Raw genomic sequence first — 23188 nt, 5'->3', positions numbered from 1 at the left:
TAAACGTGTTATATTAAATCTGCTAATTCTGTTCCTATCAAACTTCCTATTGCTACTCCCATTCCACCCAAACGCACTCCGCAAAAGACATTTTCTGATAACTGCGTAACGATTGGATTCTTACTATTTCCAATCCCCATTATACCGCTCCACCAATGTTCAATTTGAAAATTTTGATGTGGCAAAATTACATTAATAAGTAAATTCTCCAATTTATTTTGAATAATTTTTGTCTGACCAAATTCTGTTGTGTTTTCTGCTGCAAAATCCAGATTTCTACCACCTCCTAATAAAATTCTATTTCCGATATTTCTAAAATAATAATAACCCCGATCGAGATGAAAAGTTCCCTTGATATCCAAGCCTTCAATTGGTTTTGTTATTAAAACTTGAGCACGAGCAGGTCTTACAGCTCCATTTGTCAAAGATTCTGCAAAACCATTATTAGCGAAAAGTATTTTTTTAGAACTAAAACTAAAATCATTCAGTACAACTTCAACATGGTTTCCGGCATCAGCATAAGAAGTTACGGTTTGCTGATTCAGGATTAAAATATTGGCAGCGACAGCCTGTTTTAGCAATTCCTGCATCATATTTCCAGTATCAATCTGCGCTTCAAAAGGATTAAAAATTAAATACTCCTGAATATTTTCAAACCCAAAACGGTCTACTTCTTTGGTAAAAACCTCTGCTTTAAAAAGTGGTTTTAAAATTTCATTAATAAAAGGCAATCTGTTCACGCATTCATTAAAACCAAATTCATCCTCTTTCAAAAACAATTCATAACCACCGTAAGGCCTGAAATCTATTACATCATCCCCAAGCCTTTTTCGAAGCAGCTGCAAACCCTGCCAGCGTTTTTGAATTAGCTGTACTACATCTTCTTCTGTATGTGTTTTTAAGTCATCCATAATTTCAGAAATACTTCCAAAACAGGCAAAACCTGCATTTTTGGTACTGGCTCCTTGTGGTAACATTCCTTTTTCCAATACGAGAATTTTTGCCGTTGGGAATCTTTCGCGTAAGCGCAATCCGGCATGCAAACCTACAATGCCGCTTCCAACTATGGTATAATCTACGTTCGTAAACCAATTTTTAAGTTCCCAATAACTTAATTCCATCACCTCAATTTTTTATAAAAATAATGATTTTTTGTGCCAAAAAATAAATTCCAAATCTGAAATTCCAAATCCCAAACTTAATTTTAAATTTATTCATGACAAAAAAACTCTTACTGTAGTTTTTTGAAATTTGAATTTAAGAACCAGCATTTAAACTCCTAAACTTTAACAATTATATAGTATTTGAAATTTAACTAATCGGAACTGAAATGTTGTATTTTTAGCACCATAAAAAAATAAAATTTTTATTATGAAAAAAGTATTATTCATAACCTTAATAATGATGAGTTTAAACGCTATCGGGCAAAATGTAATGTCGCAGGAATTACTATGGAAATTAGGAAGAGTAACACCACTTGGAATTTCAAAAGATGCCAAAAATATTGTTTTTAAGGTTTCGACCCCTTCTGTCGAAGAAAACAAATCACATTCTAAATTTTATGTTCTCCCGGTAAACGGAGGAAATGCAACTGAAATTAAAGACACTAAAGAAATTCTGGCCGACAAAAACATTTCGCCAGACGGAAAATATCTGGTGTATAATGAAGAAGTAAAACTGGAAAAAGTGTTAGGAAAAGATTTCTATCCAAATCTTGACAAAGCGGAGGCCCAAATTTATAATGGCCTGGATTATCGCCATTGGGATACCTGGAACGAAGGGAAATTTAATCATGTTTTTTATAAAGAAAACAAAGACGGCGCAAAAGGAATTGACATTTTAAAAGGTGAAAATTTTGACAGCCCTCAAAAACCTTTTGGAGGTGACGAAGATTATATCTGGTCTCCGGACAGCAAAAGCATTTTGTATGTGTGCAAGAAAAAAGCCGGAACTGAATATGCTATTTCTACAAATACAAATATTTACGAGTACAATTTAGAAACCCAAAAAACAGTAAACAGAACTGAGGACAATTTGGGTTACGATACGGCCCCTCAATTTTCTCCAACAGGAAATTTATCGTGGCTGCAAATGAAACGTGACGGTTACGAGTCTGATAAAAATGATATTATTGTTGAGTTTAAAGGAATCAAACAAAACTTAACCGCAAACTGGGATGGAACTGTAGATAATTTTATCTGGAGCAAGGATGGTAAAAATGTATATTTTACAGCTCCGGTTGATGGAACCAAACAGCTTTTTATTGTCAATTTTCCGGGAGTAACCCGAATTGCAATTACAGTTCGTCAATTGACAAATGGTGATTTTGACGTAAATGACTTAGTTGGTTTCTCTGGTGATGACATTATTGCAACGCGATCTGATATGAATCACGCTTCTGAAATTTATTCTTTTAATTTGAAGAAAAACACCTGGAAGCAATTATCAAACATTAACACAGAAACATACAAAACGTTAGCCCTGAGCAAAACCGAAAAGCGTTATGTGATTACAACTGACGGTAAAAAAATGCTGGTTTGGGTAATTTTGCCTCCCAATTTTGACGCTTCAAAAAAATATCCAACTTTATTGTTCTGTCAGGGAGGACCTCAAAGTCCGTTGACACAATCATATTCTTTCCGTTGGAATTTCTCTTTAATGGCTGCGAAAGGTTATGTGGTTGTAGCGCCAAACCGTCGTGGAATGCCGGGTCATGGTGTAGAATGGAACGAGCAGATCAGCAAAGACTGGGGCGGTCAGGTTATGGATGATTACCTGTCTGCTATTGATGATGTTACCAAAGAAAACTACGTTGACAAAAGCCGTTTAGGATGTGTGGGCGCAAGCTATGGAGGATATTCTGTATTTTATTTAGCCGGAATTCACAAAAACCGATTTAAGACATTCATTGCTCACGATGGCGTTTTTAATACACAAAGCATGTTTGGCACTACCGAAGAAGTTTTCTTTAATAACTGGGATTTTGGCGGTGCTTACTGGGAAAAAGATAATGCGGTTGCACAAAAAAGCTACACAACATTTAATCCGGCAACTTTGGTTGGAAACTGGAACAAGCCTATTTTAATTGTTCAGGGCGGAAAAGATTTTCGTGTACCAATCGGGCAAAGTCAGGAGGCTTTTCAGGCAGCACAGTTAAGGGGCATAAAAAGCCGTTTACTCTATTTTCCTGATGAAAACCACTGGGTCTTAAAGCCTCAGAATGCACAGGTTTGGCAAAACGAATTTTTTAAATGGTTAGACGAAACACTTTAATTAAAAAACTAAATTAGAACTGGCCACAGATTTATAGTCTGTGGTCTTTTTTTTTTAGGAAAGTTTGGCTTTTTAAAACAGATAATATTAAATAAATTGCAGTAATCATTTCAAAAAAGCTACACTAACAATTTATGGAAAGTAAAAAAAGCTACATGCCCATCAAGGTTCTCTTTAGTTATGCTGCATTACTGGCACTTGTTGTTACCGTAGGATGGTTTTTATATTCTGAAAATGTAGTATACAATAAATTAGAAAATAAAATTGCCCATGAAAAAACCAAAATATTACGGGTAAGCAAACTTTTTTCGAATGTATATAAAACAGAAAGTTTGGCCCGAAAGACAATTCAGACCAACTCTGAAAAAGATTTCAAAAGTTATTTGATTGAAACTGATTCTTTACGTTCCCGAATAGACACTCTAAAACAAATTGTTACAACAGAATATCAAAAAGTTTTATTGGATAGCGTAACTTACTTATTATCTGAAAAAACAGAAAACATCAGACAATTAAAAACCATAAAAAACAAAGCCGAAGATGAAGTTTCTGTAAACACTGCTATTGATGAAATTACCAAAATGGAGTTTAAACTACGAAAACTGGAACTTCAGGATTTTACCAAAAGTCCGAATGATCTAGGGAGTTATCAACGAAATGTTTTGCAAAAATACGTTGATTACCTCAATCAGAATATTCCGGATGACAGCACGAATACTTTAAGCAAACAAGCTTCTGATTCGATTTTGGCCAATTCAAAAAAACTTCTGAGCGATGTAAAACAAAAAGCCGAAAAGAAAAAAGAATCTTTAAATTTCGAAGAAAACAAACTGCTTAAAAACGAAATTGCCATTTCTGAACAACTTCGAAAAGTGCTTCGGATTATTGAGCGGGAAATTATCATCAACTCAATAAAAAACAATTCACTAAAAGAAAAATCTCTTAAAAAAGTGAACGAAATTGTTACCGCTTCGGCCATTATCGGTTTATTACTTACGGTAGTCTTCTCAATTATAATTGTAAGCGATTATTCAAAATCGCAATTGTATAAAAAGCAGTTAGAAATTGCCAATTTTAAAACCAAAAACCTGCTTAAAAGCCGGGAACAGCTAATCTCGACAGTAAGTCATGATTTAAAAACACCGTTGAGTACCATTGTAGGGTATTCAGAACTTTTGGGCAATTCTGATGTTACTACCAAACAATCCTACTTTATCAAAAATATCAAGAATTCCTCTGAATATATTACTCAATTGGTCCAGGATCTATTGGATTTTTCTCAAATTGAAGCCGGAAAAATCACAATTGAGAAAGTTCCTTTTTTGTTACCTGAAATCATTGATGAAGTGGCTAAAAACATTCAGACTGTTTACAAACAAAAAAATATCGACCTTATTATCAATGCTGATGAAAAACTGAGCACAAAAATCGTTGGAGATCCGTTTCGCTTAAAACAAATTTTGAGCAACATTATCGGGAATGCCTATAAATTTACTGAAGAAGGTTTTATAAAAATTAGTGCTTATGTAGCCGAAGGTAATGACTTTTTTACAATTACTATTGAAGATTCAGGAATTGGAATTGAGAAAGAAGACCAGAAATTAGTTTTTGAAGAATTTGCTCAGGCAAATGAAAACATCGAAAAAAAATATGGCGGAACTGGTTTGGGACTGGCTATTTGTCAAAAAATAATTTCGATTTTAGGTGGAAAATTAAACCTTAAAAGTACGTTTGGAGAAGGAAGTACTTTTAAAATTACACTTCCACTGTTATTCGATTCAAGTGTAAGTTTAACAGAAACTAAATCAGAAGAAATTATTCCGATTTCTAAAAACTTAACTTTTATTGTTGTTGATGACGACATCAATTTATTGAATTTAACCAGTACTGTATTAAAACAGCAAAATCATCAGGTATTCTCCTTTACACATGCTACAAAAGCTTTAGAATCAATTCAAAACACTGATTTTGATTTTATAATTACTGATATTCAAATGCCCGAAGTTGATGGTTTTTTGTTTATTGAAAAATTAAAACAAGAAACCAATTCATTTTATAAAGGTCAACCCATTATTGCTATAACCGGACGAACAGATTTAGATTTTTATGTCTATTCAAAAGCTGGTTTTTCAACTGTGATAAAAAAACCATATTCTCCAAAAATTCTGCTTGAAACTATCCAGCGTGTTTTAGACAACAATATTCTTTCTGATAAAATTGTAAAAACTAAAAAGGAATTATCTTCAAAATCGTATTCTTTAACATCTTTAAAAGAGTTTTTGGGAAATGATAATGATGCTTCGAAAGAGTTTATAGAATCATTTATAGAAAGCACAAAGCTCAATTTAAGCGCTTTGAAAAATGCCGTGCAAGAAAAAAATATATCCGAAATAAATTCAATTGCACACCGGATAGCCCCTATGTTCAGACAGATTCAGGCAGATGAAATTGGAGAAATTTTAAAAACACTGGAACAAAATAATTTAGATAATTCAGAACTAGATTCTCTTTATAATAATTTAAAAGTCAAAATCGATTTACTTTTTGAAACTTTAAAAAAGGAAAATTTTTAATCGATATTATATTGTTTCAATTTATTGTAAAGTGTTTTTCGGGTTATTTTCAAAAGCTTTGCTGCTTCTGATTTATTGTTTTGAGTTCTGGATAAAGCATGAATGATAGCTTCTTTTTCATTATCTGATAAGGAAAAACTACCGGAATTACTTTGTTTTTCTATCTGAAAAAACTCAATAGGCAAAACATCACTTTCAATGAAGTCTCCCTGAGATAAAAGTGTGGCTCGTTTGATGCAGTTTTGAAGTTCACGGAGATTTCCAGGCCAGCTATATTTTTGAAAAATAGCCACTACTTCCGGTGAGAATCCGATAATATCTTTGTTTAACTGATGATTTGCTTTGTCTAAAAAATAATCTGCAAAAACCATCAAATCTTCTCCTCTGTCTGTTAATGAAGGAGACTGAATAGAAAATTCATTAATACGGTGATATAAATCTTCACGGAAATCGCCATTTTTTACAGCTTCACGCAAATCCTCGTTAGTTGCTGTAATAATTCGAATATCAACATTGATTTCCTTATTGCTGCCAACCGGTTTTATTTTTCTTTCCTGAAGTGCTCTCAGCAATTGAATCTGATTCTCATAAGAAAGATTTCCAATTTCGTCCAAAAAAAGGGTTCCTCCATTTGCTGCTTCAAAATAACCGGTTTTATCACTGATTGCTCCTGTAAAAGATCCTTTTAAATGTCCAAAAAATTCACTGGCAGCCAACTCTTTCGGAATAGCACCACAGTCAACAGCGATGAAATTATTGTTTTTACGATGGCTTTGCTGATGGATACTTTTAGCGATAATCTCTTTTCCGGTTCCGCTTTCACCAATAATTAAAACAGACATATCGGTAGGACTGACCAATTTAATATGTTCTAACAATTTTTTTGAGGCAACAGAAATTCCTCGTACAAATTCGTTATCAGAAGAAACCTCTTTTGTTGGAATTCTTTTTTCTTTTACTATTTCTTTTTGAGCAGGTACGGTTTGCAATGCATTTGTAATAACCAGTAAAACCTCATCGGGATTAAACGGCTTCGAGATGTAATCAGAAGCTCCATTTTTTATTGCTTTTACGGCCGTATTTACATCTGAATAGCCTGTCATAAGCACAACAGGAATTTGAGGATGCGAAATCTTAAATTCGGTCATCAAAACAATACCATCAGCATCAGGTAAACGAAGATCCATCAAAATTAAATCAAAGGATTCTTTTTTGACACACAATCTCGCTTCCTCTGCTGAAAAAGCAATGGTTACCTCGTATGCTCTCTTTATCAGAAATTTTTCTAATAATTTGCAGAATGAAATATCGTCTTCGATTAATAATATCTTTAGCATCGCTTTTTGGGACTTTTTTGCTAAAATACCACTATTAATACAGTATTTTCACAAAATTTTGCAAAAAAAAGAGATTGCCATGAGCAATCTCTTTTTCACCAAAAACATAAATCTAATTCACCTAATTACATTTTCAACCAGTTACCCTCAGCATCTGAATAGACACTAGCCGTTTGGTCTTCTACTGCTATATCTAACTGATATTCGCCATTTTCATTTATATACGCTTTTACAATTACAGCGCCCGGGTAAGAATCTTCTAAAGCTGTTATTACAGCAGCAGGCACATCTGAAATTGCTATTTCAGTGAATGCACTTTGGTAAGCCGTTTCCATTTTTACAGGTTCATTTTTTACATTTGTCGATGCATAAATTGACAAACTTCCTAGAATTACTGCCGTTGACAAGATTAATTTTTTCATGATATTTGTTTTTTATAAGGGTTACTTTTTAATAATATTTCCTGATGTATCAGTAAAAATAGTATACTTTTTATCTCCATTTGTAATTTCTAATTTGTACTCGTTTTTAGCATTTTTATATGCCTTTTCAAGTTTCGTGTTTGGAAAAGATTTTTCAACTGTGGATTTTACAGCTGCCGGTATCGAATCTGCTGTGACTTCAGTATATTCATCCTGAATAATAACTGAATTAACCATCGTTCCTGCAGGAATTGATGCCTGAACTGACAAACCTCCTAAAATAATTACTGCAGATAAGATTAATTTTCTCATAATATTTTTTTTTTTAAAATTATTTTTTGATGATGTTTCCCTTTTCATCTGTATAAACAGTAGATTTTTCGTTTCTTACTGTTATCTCTATTTTATATTCTTTTTTGTCATTTACATATGCCTTGTCAAGTTTTACACCTGGATAAGCATTATCTAATCCCGTTTTAACAGCTGCCGGGACAGAATCAACTTCTTTATATTCGTCCTGAACATTTACTGAATTGGCAGTTGTATTTGTTTGATTAAATGTCGCTGCCTGAATTGACAAACTTCCTAAAACGATGGCTGCTGATAAGATTAACTTTTTCATAATAACTGTTTTAAGGATTATTTAAATCATTTTTTGATCCAGGTTCCATCAGCATTCGCAAACAGATTACCAACTTTGTCACCTACAGCAACATCTAGTTTATATTCAGATTTTGCATTTTTATATGCTTTAGAAAGTACTGCATCAGGATATGCTTTTTTTAAAGCTTCGGTAATTGCTGCCGGCACTTCTTCTAATTTAATTTCTGTATATTCATCCTGTATAGAAATTGTTTTCACTATACTATTTGAAATTGGAGAAGTTGATGCAAATGAAGTTAAACCTCCCAAAATGATTGCGGCTGATAAAAATAAATTTTTCATAATGTATATATTTAATTATTTATAGTTGTTTTATACATGAGATAAAGAAATTATTGTGCCACAACAAAAACAAGACAGCCAATCAATAATAAATTACTGTTTTTCAATTAATTAGTAAATATAAACATTTTTTTTTAATAGCTACATAGTGTGTAATTTTTAAAAAACAGTGCGTAAAAAGTATACACGAATGTATTACTTGATTTCTAAATCCAAATTATTTCAAAATGTACTAGACTAACACTCTTTTGTATGAATAATCATTCTAAAACATTATTCGGTTTTTATGGTATTTCGAAATTTAGAATTACTGAAAATTTGAAATTTATTTAATTTGACATATTAACCTTACTTAATGAATCAAATATTTGATAAACAGAAAATTACATGATTTATTTTAATCAAAAAAAGACAGCTTAAACAGCTTTATTATCAAAAAAAACATCCCATCTCCTTTTTTTTCACATAATTATCAACAATAGCATTACAATTACTTCATCTTCCCTTTTAATTAACATTTAAGTCGTAATTTTGCGTCAAAATTTTAAAATTGTAATAATGAAAAAAATAGTACTATTACTTGTCCTAATTGCGACATTGGGGAACGTTACTGCTCAGACAAGCACTGGTGAAAGTTTAACAGATGGAAATTATAATAAATGGTCTATCGAATTTGCAGGCGGATTTAATAAACCGCAAAAGCCTATGACATTTTCTACTTCAACTCCAAACCTTTACGTTTTTGATTTAGGAGCACGTTACATGTTCAATAATAAATTTGGTTTAAAAGCTGACTTTGGTTACAACAGCTTTCAAGAGGGAAAAAATACACCTGAATTCAGTACAAAATATTACAGAATTGGTCTTCAGGGAGTAGCAAATTTAGGAAGAATCATGAATTTTGAAAACTGGACAAATACAATTGGTTTGTTAGGGCATGGAGGCTTTGGAGCTGCACATTTCGAAGATCAAAATTCTCCAATAAAAGACAAAATGTTTAATTTTATTGCTGGAGTTACTGCCCAAATTAAATTATCAAACAAATTAGCCATAACTGGAGATTTAACAACAATTCTAAATGCCAGTCAAGATTATTCTTTTGATGCAGCAAGTACGAACAAGGTAGCTGGTTTTTCAGGAATATTATTTAATGGTACAATAGGTCTAACTTTATACTTAGGCAAAAACGAAAAACACGCTGACTGGATTACACTTATTGACAAAGATGCATTAGCGCAAAGAGAAAGAATTGACAATCTTGAAAAAATGTTAATCGATAGTGATAAAGATGGTGTGGCAGATTATTTAGATCTTGAACCTAATACCATTGCAGGACTTATGGTAGATTCTAAAGGAAGAGCTGTTGATTTAAACAATAATGGTATACCTGATGAATTAGAAAGTTATTTAACAAAAACTTACCCAAACAAAATTAACGGTAATGATCCGATAAGCGATAGCGAATCAATTACAAAATTAGTTAACGGAGGTTATGTTGCTGCATATTTCGACTTTAACAAATCTACACCTACCGATTCTTCTATAGACGGTATTAATTTTGTAGTCAACTATTTAAGAAACAATCCTTCAGCTTCTGTTGAAATTACAGGTTATGCTGATGAAATTGGTAACGCTTCATACAATGAAAAATTAGCTAATGAAAGAGCTAATAGTGTAAAAGACATCCTTCTTAAAGCAAAGATTGCTTCTGAGAGAATAAATGTTACTAGTGGCGGTGTAGATGCTTCTGTAGATAAAGAATCTGCTTTAGCGAGAAAGCTGGCAAGAAGAGTTACTTTCAAAATAAAAAACTAAAATAACTTTCTAAGTTTTAAAATACTGCTTAAAAAACTAAAAGCTACATCAAACAAGATGTAGCTTTTTTTATTAGAAATCTCTTTCAGCGAAGAGTATTACATATCCCATAAAAACTGCAATAAAGAGGGACAAACAAAATTTCATGCTCTTTTTAACGGCAAAAATACCGTCTTTATAGTATTCTAATTTTAAATTTGAATTAAATAATCAGCGTCAGTCTGTTAAATAAAAAATCCTATTTAACCAAAAAATCAATAAACGATATTCCTGAAATTTCAATCAATGCGAATCAGAAGTTTCGAAAACATAAATTAGATAAGTTAAGACATAAAAAAACCTCATTTTTCAATGAGGTTTTAGTATTTATTCGATTGGATTCATTTTAAAAGTATCCATAAATGCAGTTGTATAATCTCCTGCAATATATCTTGGATCATCCATTAATTGTCTGTGAAAAGGTATTGTAGTTTTAACACCCTCGATAACAAATTCATCCAAAGCTCTTCGCATTTTACTGATAGCTTCTTCACGTGATTGAGCAGTCGTAATCAACTTGGCAATCATTGAATCGTAATTTGGCGGAATAGTATACCCTGAATAAACGTGAGTATCTAAACGAACTCCGTGACCTCCAGGCATATGAAGCGTAGTAATCTTTCCCGGTGAAGGACGAAAATCGTTATAAGGATCTTCAGCATTAATACGACATTCTATAGCATGTAATTCCGGCAAATAGTTTCTTCCTGAAATTGGAATTCCTGCAGCTACCATAATTTGCTCACGAATCAGGTCATAATCAATAACCTGCTCTGTGATTGGGTGTTCTACCTGAATTCGTGTATTCATTTCCATGAAATAGAAATTTCTGTGTTTATCAACCAAAAATTCTACTGTTCCGGCTCCTTCGTATTTAATGTATTCAGCAGCTTTTACAGCAGCTTCTCCCATTGCAGTACGCAATTCATCGGTCATGAAAGGTGAAGGTGTTTCTTCAGTTAGTTTTTGGTGACGACGTTGTACCGAACAATCTCTTTCAGAAAGATGACATGCTTTTCCGTATGAATCCCCAACAACCTGAATTTCAATATGACGTGGCTCTTCGATAAGTTTCTCCATGTACATTCCGTCATTTCCAAATGCTGCTGCAGCTTCCTGACGCGCACTTTCCCAAGCTTTCAGCAGTTCCTCTTCTTTCCAGACAGCACGCATTCCTTTTCCACCACCACCGGCCGTTGCTTTAAGCATTACCGGGTAACCAAATTCTTTAGCTAATTTTTGTGTTTGTTCGAAAGATTCCAACAATCCGTCAGAACCTGGTACACATGGAACTCCTGCTGCTTTCATTGTAGCTTTTGCAGAAGCTTTATCTCCCATTCTGTCAATCATTTCAGGGGCAGCACCAATAAATTTGATTCCATGTTCCTGACAAATTTTAGAGAATTTAGCATTCTCCGAAAGAAATCCGTATCCCGGATGTATTGCATCTGCATTAGTAATTTCTGCAGCAGCAATTATATTTGACATTTTCAAATACGATAAGTTACTTGGAGGAGGACCAATACAAACCGCTTCATCAGCAAATTTAACATGTAAACTTTCTGCATCAGCTGTAGAATAAACTGCAACAGTTTTGATTCCCATCTCTTTACAAGTACGAATTACACGAAGTGCAATTTCCCCTCTATTCGCAATTAATATTTTTTTAAACATCTTTTTAAAATTAGATAATTTGGATAATTAGATAATTGAATGATTAGATTTAGACACTTTCGAAAAGTTAAAATCTAAAAATCTAAGATCTAAAATTAAGATGGATCAACTAAGAATAAAGGTTGGTCAAATTCTACAGGAGACATATCGTCAACAAGAATTTTCACTATTTTACCTGAAACTTCTGATTCAATTTCGTTGAATAATTTCATTGCTTCAATTACACAAAGAACATCACCTTTTGAAATAACACTTCCTACTTCTGTAAAAACTGGTTTATCCGGAGATGGTTTTCTATAAAAAGTTCCGATAATTGGAGATTTTATAGTAATGAATTTAGAATTCTCAGCTGGAGCTGCTGCTTCACTATTTACATTTACAACTACCGGTGCTTGTTGAGGAGCAACTGCTTGTGGCAATGCCGCCTGAGCTGGTAATTGTTGTACATAAGTAGCCTCAGTTACATTTGTTTCTAAAGTTGTTCTAATGGTGATTTTTACATCATCCATTTCTAACTTTACCTCTGCAACTCCCGAATTTGCTACAAATTTGATTAGGTTTTGAATTTCTTTTAAATCCATAATGATTCGTTTTTAGTTTTAATTTATTTCTTATCGTAAGCCCATTTCAGATAAATAGATCCCCATGTGAATCCACCTCCAAAAGCGGCAAAAATAACATTATCTCCTTTTTTAAACTTGTCCTCAAAGTCAGCTAATACTAATGGCAAGGTTCCTGAAGTTGTATTACCATATCTTTCGATATTTACAAGCACTTTAGACTCATCAAGATCTAATCTGCCTGCAGTAGCATCAATAATACGCCTGTTTGCCTGATGTGGCACTAACCAGCTTACATCTTCTTTTGTTAAATTATTTCTTTGTAAAATTAATTCACTTGCATCAGCCATATTAGTAACAGCATATTTAAAAACTGTTTTACCATCCTGCATAATATTATGCTGTCTGTTTTTAATGGTTTCTTCAGAAGCAGGGATCAAAGAACCTCCTGCAGGAATTTTAAGAAAATCGCGTCCTACACCATCACTTCTTAAGTACTCATCCTGTAAACCTAAACCTTCATAATTTGGTTCAAATAAAACCGCTCCCGCTCCATCACCAAAAATAATACAGGTCGATCTGTCTGTATAATCTACAATTGATGACATTTTATCGGCACCAATTAATAACACTTTTTTGTAACGTCCGGATTGTACATAAGCTGCTGCCGTAGACATTCCGTATAAAAAACTGGAACAAGCTGCTTGCAGGTCGTAAGCAAATGCATTAGTCGCTCCAATTTCTGTGGCTACATAGACACCTGTGGCTGCCACCATCATATCCGGTGTTGCTGTTGCCATTATTACCATATCAATTTCTAAAGGATCAATATTGGCTTTTGCTATTAAATCTTGTGCTGCTTTTATTGCAAGGTAGGAAGTTCCTTTATCAGCATCTTTAAGAATTCTTCTTTCTTTTATTCCGGTACGGGTAGTAATCCATTCATCATTGGTATCAACCATTGTTTCTAGCACTTTGTTAGAAAGCACAAAATCAGGAACGTATCCTCCAACAGCGGTAATTGCGGCTGTGATTGTATTCATTATATTCTATTATTTCCTCTCAAATATTGCTATTTGAAAAATTCTTAAAAGACTTGAAAATTACAAAAAAAATTCTAAACGTATTGTCGTAAATTTCCTTAAAAAAGAAAGTTATAACAAACAAAAAAAACTCTCACATAGTGAGAGTTCTCATATCATTTACAAAAACGTATTAAGCAACCGCTTCAGATTTATCGATAACAACTTGCCCTCTGTAATACATTTTACCTTCATGCCAGTAAGCTCTGTGGTATAAATGTGCTTCACCTGTAATAGGACATGTAGCGATCTGAGCTACAGTAGCTTTATAATGTGTTCTTCTCTTATCTCTTCTTGTTTTCGAGATTTTTCTCTTAGGATGTGCCATTTTACTATATTATTTATCCGTTAATAGTTTCTTTAATTTGTCCCAACGCGGGTCAATATCTTCTTCTTGTTTACTCTCTTCTTTGACTTGCTTCGCCTGTTCGCTATCGCTCGAGTCTTTGACTTTTAATTCATTTAGTTTTGCCAGGGCTTCAGTTTGTAAACTTCCATCCTTTACACCAGGGTGAACGCGTTTAAGCGGAACTGACAATGCAATCATTTCATAGATGTATTGTGCTACATCTATTTCAAACTCACCGTGTGGCAAAATAAGCAATTCCTCATTGTCGTTATTAAATTCATCTCCAAAACGAACGATGAGTCTCATTTTTCCTTTTATAGGCAAATCAAAATCCTCGCTTGTTAAATCACATGGCACATTTACAGTCCCTTTATGTTTGAAATTTAACTCTAACAGGTTGCTCCCTTTATCTAAAACTAAACTGACTTTGATATCCGAAGCTTGAAATTCATCATAATCAAAGTCCTCAAAGAACTTCTTACTTATTTGATACTCAAAATGGTGTTTTCCTAGTTTTAATCCCACGAAAGGAATTAAAAATTCTTTTGTTTTGCTCATTTCAACATCAATTTGTCCAATTAGTATCTAAAACTCAGATACCTGAATTGGGGTGCAAAGATATAAAATTATTATAAAACTAATAATCTTATTCACCTTTTTTTGTTTATAACTGTTTTTCTTTTATTTTAAGAGGTTTTTGGCTAATCTCTTCATACAGATTACGCGAACGAAAAATATCAATTGCCAGATAAACCGCTTCCTTAAATGAATTATAATCTGCCATATCTTTCCCGGCAATATCATAAGCTGTACCGTGATCCGGCGAGGTTCTGATTCTGTTCAGACCTGCTGAATAATTCACTCCTTTCCCAAATGATAATGTTTTAAAAGGGATTAATCCCTGGTCGTGATAGGTTGCCACGACAGCGTCATATTTTTCATGCTGACCGCTTCCAAAAAAACCATCTGCAGGAAATGGTCCAAAAACCATAGTTCCTTTTTCGAATATTTTCTTTAAAGCAGGTTTTAATACCAAATCATCTTCTTTCCCAATTACACCTCCATCACCGGCATGCGGATTTAAGCTCAATACAGCAATTTTTGGCTTTACAATACTAAAATCCTGAATTAATGATTTTCTGATTGTTTCGATTTTTCTTGTAATTAATTCTTCTGTCAACTGAGAAGAAACTTCACTTAAAGGAACATGATCTGTCAGTAATCCAACCCTTAAATCATCATGAACCATCATCATTAATGCATTCCCTTCCAACTCCTGATCCAAATAATCTGTGTGACCAGGAAATTTAAAATCTTCTGATTGAATATTATATTTATTTATTGGGGCAGTCACCAAAACATCTACATCTCCATCCTTTAAGGCTTTTGTCGCAGCGACAAACGATTTTATAGCATACTCGCCTATTTTCTCATCATTTGTGCCTAAATTTATGTCAACACTTTCTCTCCAAAGATTGAGAACATTCAATTTCCCTGGCAAAACCTGATCTAATTTATCAACTCCATGAAATTGAACTGTAGATGTGAAGCTTTTTTTAACGAAAGAAAGTATTTTGGCATTGGCAAAAATAACCGGCGTACATAATTCTAACATACGAGAATCTTCGAATGTTTTTAATATAACTTCGCTTCCAATACCGTTTAAATCTCCAATAGAAATTCCAACAATTATATTTTCTGCTTTTTTATTCATGAGCTCAGATTATTTATTACTAAATTAATGTGCAAAGATATAAATAATTAAGCTTATAAATAGCCTAATCGGGTAACATATCAATTCAAATTCAATCCATTTAAAAGAATTAGTTTTACATGAAAGGGCTGAAAATTAAATTAATTTTCAGCCCTTTCATTATTAGATTATAATAAGTGCTCTTACTTAAACTTCTTTCTTCTCTGGCAGCATAATTGACAATAATACTGAAATTATAAGGATTCCTCCAATAACAATCAGCGAATAAATTGATTCGATGTGATAAAACGGAGCAATAATCATTTTTATACCAATGAAAGAAAGGATAATTGCCAGCCCGTATTGCAGTTTACTGAATAGGTGAATAAAGTTATCCAATAAAAAGAATAATGCTCTTAATCCTAAAATTGCAAAAATATTAGACGTATAAAGAATAAACGGATCATTTGAAATAGCAAAAATTGCTGGAATAGAATCTACTGCGAATAATAAATCCGTAAATTCGATTACCGCAACAACTACTAAAAGCGGAGTAGCTAATTTTTTTCCGTTTTCGTATGTGAAGAATTTATCCCCATCGTATTTATCAGAAACGCTGAAAAACTTTCTGATCAGTCTTGCTCCTCTTGTGTTGTTATAATCTTCTTCGTCATCGTCATCGCCCGCAGACCAAGATTTGATTCCTGCATACACCAGAAACAGTCCAAAAGCGGTCATAATAAGGTTGATATCATATTTAAACCCTTCTAAACCAGCAAGATTTAGCAATTTATTTAAGTAAGTAAGTTCTATTAAGAAAGCTCCCGAAAATATAAAAATCGCTCTTAAAACAAGGGCTCCAATAATTCCCCAGAATAAAACTTTGTGTTTGTTTTCGTTTTGTACATCAAAAAACTTAAAAACTAATATAAAAACAAATAGATTATCTACAGAAAGCGCCTTTTCGATCCAGTATGCTGACTGAAACTCATAAAATTTAGCAGCACCTGCAAAGTGATAAATTAAACCACTAAAAATCATGGCTAAACTTATCCAGACTAATGACCAGGTAATCGCTTCTTTATTCGTCACAACATGACTCTTCTTGTTGAAAATTCCCAAATCCAGTAATAGCATGATTAGTACAGCGACCGCAAAAACTATTATAAGTCCTGGATGTTCTGAAAAAATAGGGTGTTGATTCATTTTAAATATTAATTAAGTTAGATTTTAAATTATTTATTAGCCATTGTAACTACTAAAACCCGGCCGCCTTCTTCCTTTGATAAGAGTATTTTTTTACCATCGGTAAGTTCCAGCATTGATCCAATTGGAATTTCTTTGTCGTTTGTAACATCTTTTAATGAGGTTAGTTTTTGATTGACAAACACCCACTTATCATTAAAAAAAGTAAAATAACCAACCGGCACTTTTTGAAGCTGGGTTAGTTTCTCATTTCTGGCAATATTACGATTAACATGCCATTGAAACAAGTATTGATCATTATAAACCATTAACCTATGATTTTCAGGTTTCCAAACGGTTTCCTCGAACTGGTAATACAAGTCTAAAATTGGCAGCGTCCCTTTGTGAGCAGTATTACAAAACGGGCATATTGGCGTATTTGTATTATCAAAAACATACCATTTTTGCTCACATGAGACATTCTGACATTTCTGCATTAAATCAGTTGTTTTCAGCAATGCTACCTCCCATTCTTCGGCATTTGGTCTTTGCATTGGATTGTGTAATCCATCAATAAAAACTTTATCAAACAGGTTTTTTAAATAAGGCCCTGTGATTGTGTAGGGCAATTTGACAATATCTGCCCAGGGCAAATCCCATTTCGAAACCTGATTAAGTTTTGGCCTATTCATTGGATCTGTCGGATGCTCTATAAACATTGCTTTTTCGCCCATTGACAGCAAGTCATCTTTTTCAGTATCTAAATCATGTACCTTCCCTCCTTTTAATGGATGCCTGTGCAATAAAAGCATATAAATTAAAACCGGCAATGCATGTAAGTCGGTTAATCGGTTTGGCAATTTCCTGTTTGGATCGGTTTTATTGAGATGCTTGGTCGAAAGTACTTCCGGAGCAATAAATTCTGCCGTGCCAATTACTTCTGCCGGAAACAATCCCGGAACCACTAATCCGTCCAAATCTATCATACAAGCCGATTTATTGACGGGATCAATCAAAACGTTATTGTATGATAAATCAGAATGCGCCAATCCCATTGCATGCATCTTTTTTACACCGCGGGTCAGATTAACACAAACCTGAAAATAACTTAGCCAGTCGCCCAACTCTGATTTTGCAACACGTAGCGGAAAATGCGGATTTCTAAATTTAGCACCTGCAAACCATTTCCCGTTTTTCTCTTTTCCCCGAATTAAATCGCTCGTTTCATATCCTTTATTAAAGAAAAACTTAGAATTGTAAGTCGGGACTATGATTCCGGTTAATCCTTTATATTCAACAACATCTGTTGGCCATCTGTACACTTCGTTTAAATAGTAATCGCCTGCATCGCCGTTTTGAATCTGTGCTAAATATTTATTGGTTATTCTTTGTAATCTTTCTTTTTGATTAAAATCTAATTTATCTCTAAATAATGCAACAACATATTTTTTGTCGGGACTAAAATAAACATCCTTTACACCACCACGCATGGGTTCATCATTATCAACAAACTGATAGGTTTTTGCAGCATCATTGATTGATTTTACTGTAATCGTATTCATTTTTAATAAATTATAGCAAGGGTTCTGTCATCATGATTTCCCGGACTCCAAAAATCCATCCAGGCAGAAAGCTGCTTCGCAATTTCAGGATTATTTTTATCAAATTCAACTTGGATTCCATCTTCATTTTTCCCTTTCAAATCATCAATAAATCCTCTCCAGTTTTCAATTTTTTCCAAATTAGCTTCAACAACAAATTTAGGATCATAAATACCGTCTGTCATCAGCATTAAATAAGAGAAGTCATCTATTAATTTAAAACCAAATCTTGAAGAAAATTTATCATCTTGAAAAATTTCAGGCATGGTAATAAATCGTGTTCCGCCTCCATAATCACCAACGTCAAGCCAGTTCATTAATTTGATTTCTGTGAGCTCTTTATTTAACAATCCTATTGGACAATCACCAATTCCAAAAGTTAGAATAGCATATCCAAAATCGTATTTTTTAACCAGGGCAAAAATTAAAGTTGTGTGTAAATCTTTTAATTCTGTTTTGTTTTTTATTGTAAATTCTTCTAGTTTTTGATGTGCAAAATGTACTGCTTTTGAAAGATTTTCATAAACAAACTGATTTATTTTTTTTGATGTTACGTCACTTAATTTATTATGATGATTGGCCAATACCTCATCAAATTCTTTTAGGTTTTCCGGGTTCAAATTTTCTTCAAAATATTGAATTACAGACTCACACGCTATTCTTGATCCCTTACGGGATAATTTCGCAGAACCTGCTCCATCTGAAACAGCTACTACACTCCAGCCAATTTGATCAAAATTTTTAAATACAAAATCATCTTCTCTAAAAGATCCGGAATTTGCATGGCTTCGTCCTCTTTTTGAAGATATTACAATATTTTTGTCCAAAAATCCCAAAAAAACTGCTTCGTTATCCCGTTTCCAAAATGGATCATTTTTATCACTTTCAAGATTTTTCCATAAGGATTTAGGATCAGGATTTATGATAAGTGTTAGTGTTTTTTTATTTAAAACCGAATCTTCCGGTTCACCATCAATTTTAAATAATATGCTTATTTTTAAATCGCCGCTTATTTTCGGAATTCCAAAAAGCATTTCGTCCGCCTCATTAAATTCAAGTCCTGTATTTTCTAAACCATTTATTTCAAAGGAAATAAAATCATTCCAACCCAAAGTATTGAAATCAATTTTTGCCTGATATTTTTTATTTACGATGCCGTTCGGAATTGAGACAGTCTGCGTCAAAATATCATCAATTCTATTTTTCAATATCCAATTCTGCATAATCATTTTTTGGTTTTCCTGAATTATTTTTACTGCATTGACATTTTTTTCATCGGAAATAAACTCATCAAAGAGAGCTGCTTTATCTGAAGAAATGTCTATTTTATGCTGGGATAAAAAAGACTGAATATATCTTTTGACTTCCTTCATGAATTACCCTTGTGTTCTGCTCACATCAAATCCGCCTTCTCCTGAAGTGTAACTTCCCTGATTATTGCACCATGGACAAGTACTTATTTCTTCATCGCCAATACAATGTATTTTATCACAAACACAAACCGCAAAAGCTATTTGGTTTCCACAGCAGGGACACGTTGGCCCTCCGATAAGTTCATCTGTATTTACTTTAGTGCTAAAATTTGTAGAATCAGCCAACTCGAAATAGGAATTATCGACCTGATAGGCTCCGACCAATTTATAACTTTTAGAAGATAGTTCAATTCCGGCGTAAATAGACTCCGCAATACTTTTGCGATATTTCATTAAGTACGGCCTTTTAGTATTTTGACATTTACCATTTAAAACCACAAAATTATCATCGACATATTGACGGTTTGGCACCTCTTTGGTTAAGTCTATTTTCGAAAGTGTTTCTCCGTCTAATTTTGCCAATTCAAAACCACTAGAATTATTTTCGACACTTATACTACTGGTCTTAATAGAATCTGTTACCCATTTAAAAAACTCTTTGTATGACTGGACATTTGTATTTTTAAAATGCAAAACATTGTCTGTAAGTTCACCTAATAATTTTGTATCTGTTTCGTTTCCGAAAGAAATCGCAATTAAATTGGCTGTTCGCTGCCAGTTTCGTTTCCATTCGTTAATTGCCATTTTAGTATCATCAGTTGGAACTCCATCAGTAAATAAAAAAACAATAGGTTTCCAATCACCTTTAACTTCATATGTTGTTTTTACAATATTACTGCGCAATTCATACATTAAATGTCCTAAGCCTTTGCTTAAGGATGTACCGCTGCCAATTGGAAATTTAGGAGGATAAAAACTCACTATCTCCTGAAGAGGAACCAATGTTTTAGGCTGACCGGCAAATACTATAATTGATACAAATACGGTTTCAAGTGCATAAGGATCTGTTTTTAATGCCTGAATAATAGTAGCCAATCCTTCTTCAACCTCCTGAATAGGCTCTCCAACCATTGACTCAGAAATATCGATTAAAAAATATATGGGTAATCTTCTCATTTTAAAGGAAATTTAATATCATTAAAATATAATTGAAAGCACAATCTGAGTTATATTAACAGATAAACCAACTCCAAACTTAGAAGGTTTATCAGTAGTTTATAAAATTAAATGTATAAGAAAATACGATCGCAAAAAAATCAAAACAGATGAAGTCAATATTCAATTTATTTTACATCTACTTAGAATGATTAATATCTCAATATGTAGTTCAAATTAAATCACTACAATTATTTCACTTGGTGGAGGAGGCAGCGTAACACTTTCGCCAGTTCCCTGACTTTTATTGCCTTGTTCGATGGTTTCTGATACCCATTTGAAAAATTGTTTTAGTGTCGAACTATCGGCAGAGGCCAGATGAACCACATGGTCTGTCAATTCTTTTAGAATTTCATCGTTTGCCATATGTCCGGCCGCGCAACCAACTACAGCTCCAAAACTTAGGCTTTTTATTTCCTGAGTTTTTTGTCTGTAAAGCTGAATATCTGAAGGTTTCCCATCAGTAAATACAAAAAGTAAAGGTTTCCAGTCTCCTTTTTGGGTAGCTGAACCCTTTATAACATCCTTATTTACTTTTTGAATAACAAAATCCAGTGCTGCTCCTGTATTTGTAGGACCACTTTGCGGACAGGTTATCTCAGGTAATTGAAAGTGAACCAGTTCTGTCAATGGAACAATTTCTTTTACTTCACGATCATAAGTAATAATACTGATCCAGAGTGAATCTAAGGCCTGAGCATCTGAACGCAAAGTATTGACCATGCCGCTTAAAGCATTGTTTAATGCCTGAATTGGTTCTCCGTACATAGAACCGGAAGTGTCTAATAAAAAATATACCGGTAGTCTTCTCATATCACGTGAAAAAATTTCATAATAATTAATCTAACCCTATTTCTCCATTATATCCCGAAATATCACACATGAATATCAGAGACATGTTATTCCTGTTATTTAGCACTCCAATAGTATTTAACCTTCTACAGATAAGACTCTACAATTTTATGAATAGTCTGTCCTAAGAAAGTATCATCTGTAGGATCTCCAATGGCACTAAATTTCCATTCACCATTACGCTTGTATAATTTTCCCATAATGATGGAACGTTTATTTACATATTGGGCTTCTGCAGAAACATTGTAAGCTGCAAATTCTGAAACTACTTTTGTGGGAGTACCTTCGTACATTCTGATTTTTGCATACGGGATTTGAGAGAAATCTTCTTTTCCTGCATTATTCAGAAAGAAAAATATCTGATTCACTTTAGCATCAACTTTAGAAAGATCTACAGTAATAATTTCATTATCCAAACCATCATCACCTCCACTATCTCCGGCAAGATCATCACCGGTGTGTTTTAAGGCACCATCTACACTCGACAACTTCCCTTTTGGAAGGCCAAATTGCTGTAAGACTTCAATTTTGTATAAAGGAGAATATAAATGATCACAAAGTTTATTTTGGTCATCAATTAAAACACAACTTAAATCTAAGTCAACTTCTGTTACATTTTTTGATAATCCTAAAAATCCTTTCGTTTCAATTGCTCCCCAGTTTACACCAACACAAAAATTTGTTAATGACTCGCCGCTTGATTTTATTAAATCAATCTTTTGTCCTTTGGTTAAGTTAATTGCCATAGTTTTAATCAGGTTTTAATTAGTTATATTTATTTAAATAATCCTGCAAACCACCTTTCATACCAATCCCTACTGCTTCAAATTTCCACTCGTTGTTTCTTTTGTAAATTCTCCCAAATTCTACTGCAGTTTCAATAGAAAAATCTTCATCCAGTTCATATTTAACCAATTCTGTGTTTGTCTGATCCAGAATTCTGATAAATGAATTTCTAATTTGTCCAAAATTTTGTCTTTTTGTATCTGCCTGATGAATCGTTACTACAAAAGAAATTTCGTGCACATCGGGAGAGATTACAGATAAATCAATCTGGATTTTTTCATCATCTCCGTCACCATCACCGGTTAAATTATCTCCTGCATGAGTTACTGCTCCATCAGGCGATTTTAAATTATTGTAATAAACAAAATGGTTGTCATTCGGAATTTTTCCGTTTGCACCAACTAAAAATACTGAAGCATCCACATCAAAACTTGATCCGGTATTGCTTGAGTTACTATCCCATCCAAGACCTACAGTAAACTTTGGTGCATCTATACTTTGTCTTTGTCCTTTTTCTAAGTTAATTGCCATTTT

The 23188-nt window shown here is 33.3% G+C and carries 22 protein-coding genes; 3 read left to right on the top strand and 19 right to left on the bottom strand.

The window, feature by feature from the left end; genetic code table 11:
• Positions 1-8: 8 nt before the first annotated feature.
• Positions 9-1121, bottom strand: coding sequence for an NAD(P)/FAD-dependent oxidoreductase (locus FLACHUCJ7_RS08375; protein WP_180908579.1), 1113 nt, complete (start codon positions 1119-1121; stop codon positions 9-11).
• 250 nt (positions 1122-1371) lie between these two features.
• Here FLACHUCJ7_RS08375 and FLACHUCJ7_RS08370 point away from each other — a divergent pair, with 250 nt between their 5' ends.
• A complete protein-coding gene (locus FLACHUCJ7_RS08370; protein ID WP_180908578.1) occupies positions 1372-3273 on the top strand; it encodes a S9 family peptidase in 1902 nt (633 codons plus the stop codon).
• A gap of 134 nt (positions 3274-3407) precedes the next feature.
• On the top strand, positions 3408-5846 hold the full coding sequence (locus tag FLACHUCJ7_RS08365; RefSeq protein ID WP_078229156.1) for an ATP-binding response regulator: 2439 nt from the start codon (positions 3408-3410) through the stop codon (positions 5844-5846).
• On the opposite strand, the gene FLACHUCJ7_RS08360 is transcribed toward FLACHUCJ7_RS08365, so the two are convergent.
• From FLACHUCJ7_RS08360 to FLACHUCJ7_RS08340, 5 genes are all read right to left on the bottom strand, one after another.
• Positions 5843-7183, bottom strand: a complete 1341-nt coding sequence (locus FLACHUCJ7_RS08360) for a sigma-54-dependent transcriptional regulator (protein WP_078229155.1) — start codon at positions 7181-7183, stop codon at positions 5843-5845. The two genes, FLACHUCJ7_RS08365 and FLACHUCJ7_RS08360, sit on opposite strands and share 4 nt — an antisense overlap.
• Before the next feature lie 125 nt (positions 7184-7308).
• Complete coding sequence (locus FLACHUCJ7_RS08355; RefSeq protein ID WP_078229154.1) at positions 7309-7605, bottom strand: hypothetical protein; 297 nt, start codon at positions 7603-7605, stop codon at positions 7309-7311.
• Positions 7606-7626: 21 nt separating this feature from the next.
• Complete coding sequence (locus FLACHUCJ7_RS08350) at positions 7627-7917, bottom strand: PepSY-like domain-containing protein (protein WP_078229153.1); 291 nt, start codon at positions 7915-7917, stop codon at positions 7627-7629.
• A 19-nt stretch (positions 7918-7936) separates the two neighbouring features.
• Positions 7937-8227 (bottom strand): hypothetical protein, encoded by a 291-nt coding sequence (locus FLACHUCJ7_RS08345; protein ID WP_180908577.1) that lies wholly within the window; start codon positions 8225-8227, stop codon positions 7937-7939.
• A gap of 26 nt (positions 8228-8253) precedes the next feature.
• Positions 8254-8550 (bottom strand): hypothetical protein, encoded by a 297-nt coding sequence (locus FLACHUCJ7_RS08340; RefSeq protein WP_078229151.1) that lies wholly within the window; start codon positions 8548-8550, stop codon positions 8254-8256.
• A gap of 558 nt (positions 8551-9108) precedes the next feature.
• Here FLACHUCJ7_RS08340 and FLACHUCJ7_RS08335 point away from each other — a divergent pair.
• Entirely contained in the window at positions 9109-10365 is a 1257-nt protein-coding gene (locus FLACHUCJ7_RS08335; protein WP_180908576.1) for an OmpA family protein, read from the top strand.
• 366 nt (positions 10366-10731) lie between these two features.
• On the opposite strand, the gene accC is transcribed toward FLACHUCJ7_RS08335, so the two are convergent.
• The 13 genes from accC to FLACHUCJ7_RS08270 all read right to left on the bottom strand — a co-directional run bounded on the left by accC (position 10732) and on the right by FLACHUCJ7_RS08270 (position 23185).
• The gene (accC, locus tag FLACHUCJ7_RS08330) at positions 10732-12078 is read right to left on the bottom strand and encodes an acetyl-CoA carboxylase biotin carboxylase subunit (protein ID WP_078229150.1); all 1347 of its coding nucleotides are present in this window, start codon (positions 12076-12078) and stop codon (positions 10732-10734) included.
• 95 nt (positions 12079-12173) lie between these two features.
• Positions 12174-12659 carry an acetyl-CoA carboxylase biotin carboxyl carrier protein gene (gene accB / locus FLACHUCJ7_RS08325; RefSeq protein ID WP_031455172.1) on the bottom strand — a complete coding sequence of 162 codons (486 nt, stop codon included), beginning with the start codon at positions 12657-12659 and terminating at the stop codon, positions 12174-12176.
• 23 nt (positions 12660-12682) lie between these two features.
• Positions 12683-13681: a beta-ketoacyl-ACP synthase III gene (locus FLACHUCJ7_RS08320; protein ID WP_031455171.1), complete on the bottom strand. Its 999-nt coding sequence runs from the start codon at positions 13679-13681 to the stop codon at positions 12683-12685.
• 172 nt (positions 13682-13853) lie between these two features.
• Positions 13854-14048 carry a 50S ribosomal protein L32 gene (gene rpmF, locus FLACHUCJ7_RS08315; protein ID WP_031455170.1) on the bottom strand — a complete coding sequence of 65 codons (195 nt, stop codon included), beginning with the start codon at positions 14046-14048 and terminating at the stop codon, positions 13854-13856.
• 9 nt (positions 14049-14057) lie between these two features.
• Positions 14058-14627, bottom strand: coding sequence for a YceD family protein (locus tag FLACHUCJ7_RS08310; protein ID WP_180908575.1), 570 nt, complete (start codon positions 14625-14627; stop codon positions 14058-14060).
• Positions 14628-14733: 106 nt separating this feature from the next.
• On the bottom strand, positions 14734-15783 hold the full coding sequence (pdxA, locus tag FLACHUCJ7_RS08305; RefSeq protein ID WP_078229148.1) for a 4-hydroxythreonine-4-phosphate dehydrogenase PdxA: 1050 nt from the start codon (positions 15781-15783) through the stop codon (positions 14734-14736).
• Between the two features lie 186 nt (positions 15784-15969).
• Complete coding sequence (locus FLACHUCJ7_RS08300) at positions 15970-16968, bottom strand: TerC/Alx family metal homeostasis membrane protein (RefSeq protein WP_078229147.1); 999 nt, start codon at positions 16966-16968, stop codon at positions 15970-15972.
• Positions 16969-16997: 29 nt separating this feature from the next.
• Complete coding sequence (locus FLACHUCJ7_RS08295; protein WP_180908574.1) at positions 16998-18509, bottom strand: helix-hairpin-helix domain-containing protein; 1512 nt, start codon at positions 18507-18509, stop codon at positions 16998-17000.
• Between the two features lie 2 nt (positions 18510-18511).
• A complete protein-coding gene (locus FLACHUCJ7_RS08290) occupies positions 18512-19921 on the bottom strand; it encodes a PP2C family serine/threonine-protein phosphatase (protein WP_180908573.1) in 1410 nt (469 codons plus the stop codon).
• 3 nt (positions 19922-19924) lie between these two features.
• Positions 19925-20977, bottom strand: coding sequence for a TerY-C metal binding domain-containing protein (locus tag FLACHUCJ7_RS08285; protein ID WP_078229144.1), 1053 nt, complete (start codon positions 20975-20977; stop codon positions 19925-19927).
• A 216-nt stretch (positions 20978-21193) separates the two neighbouring features.
• On the bottom strand, positions 21194-21829 hold the full coding sequence (locus tag FLACHUCJ7_RS08280) for a vWA domain-containing protein (protein ID WP_031455163.1): 636 nt from the start codon (positions 21827-21829) through the stop codon (positions 21194-21196).
• A gap of 125 nt (positions 21830-21954) precedes the next feature.
• Entirely contained in the window at positions 21955-22614 is a 660-nt protein-coding gene (locus tag FLACHUCJ7_RS08275; protein WP_078229143.1) for a TerD family protein, read from the bottom strand.
• 19 nt (positions 22615-22633) lie between these two features.
• Positions 22634-23185 (bottom strand): TerD family protein, encoded by a 552-nt coding sequence (locus FLACHUCJ7_RS08270; protein WP_031455161.1) that lies wholly within the window; start codon positions 23183-23185, stop codon positions 22634-22636.
• Positions 23186-23188 lie beyond the last annotated feature (3 nt).

The sequence above is a fragment of the Flavobacterium salmonis genome (genome assembly GCF_903819435.1).
In the GTDB taxonomy this organism is placed as follows: Bacteria; Bacteroidota; Bacteroidia; order Flavobacteriales; family Flavobacteriaceae; genus Flavobacterium; species Flavobacterium chungangense.
Note: the sequence above shows the minus strand (reverse complement) of the source record. Positions and strands in the feature narration are given on the sequence as shown.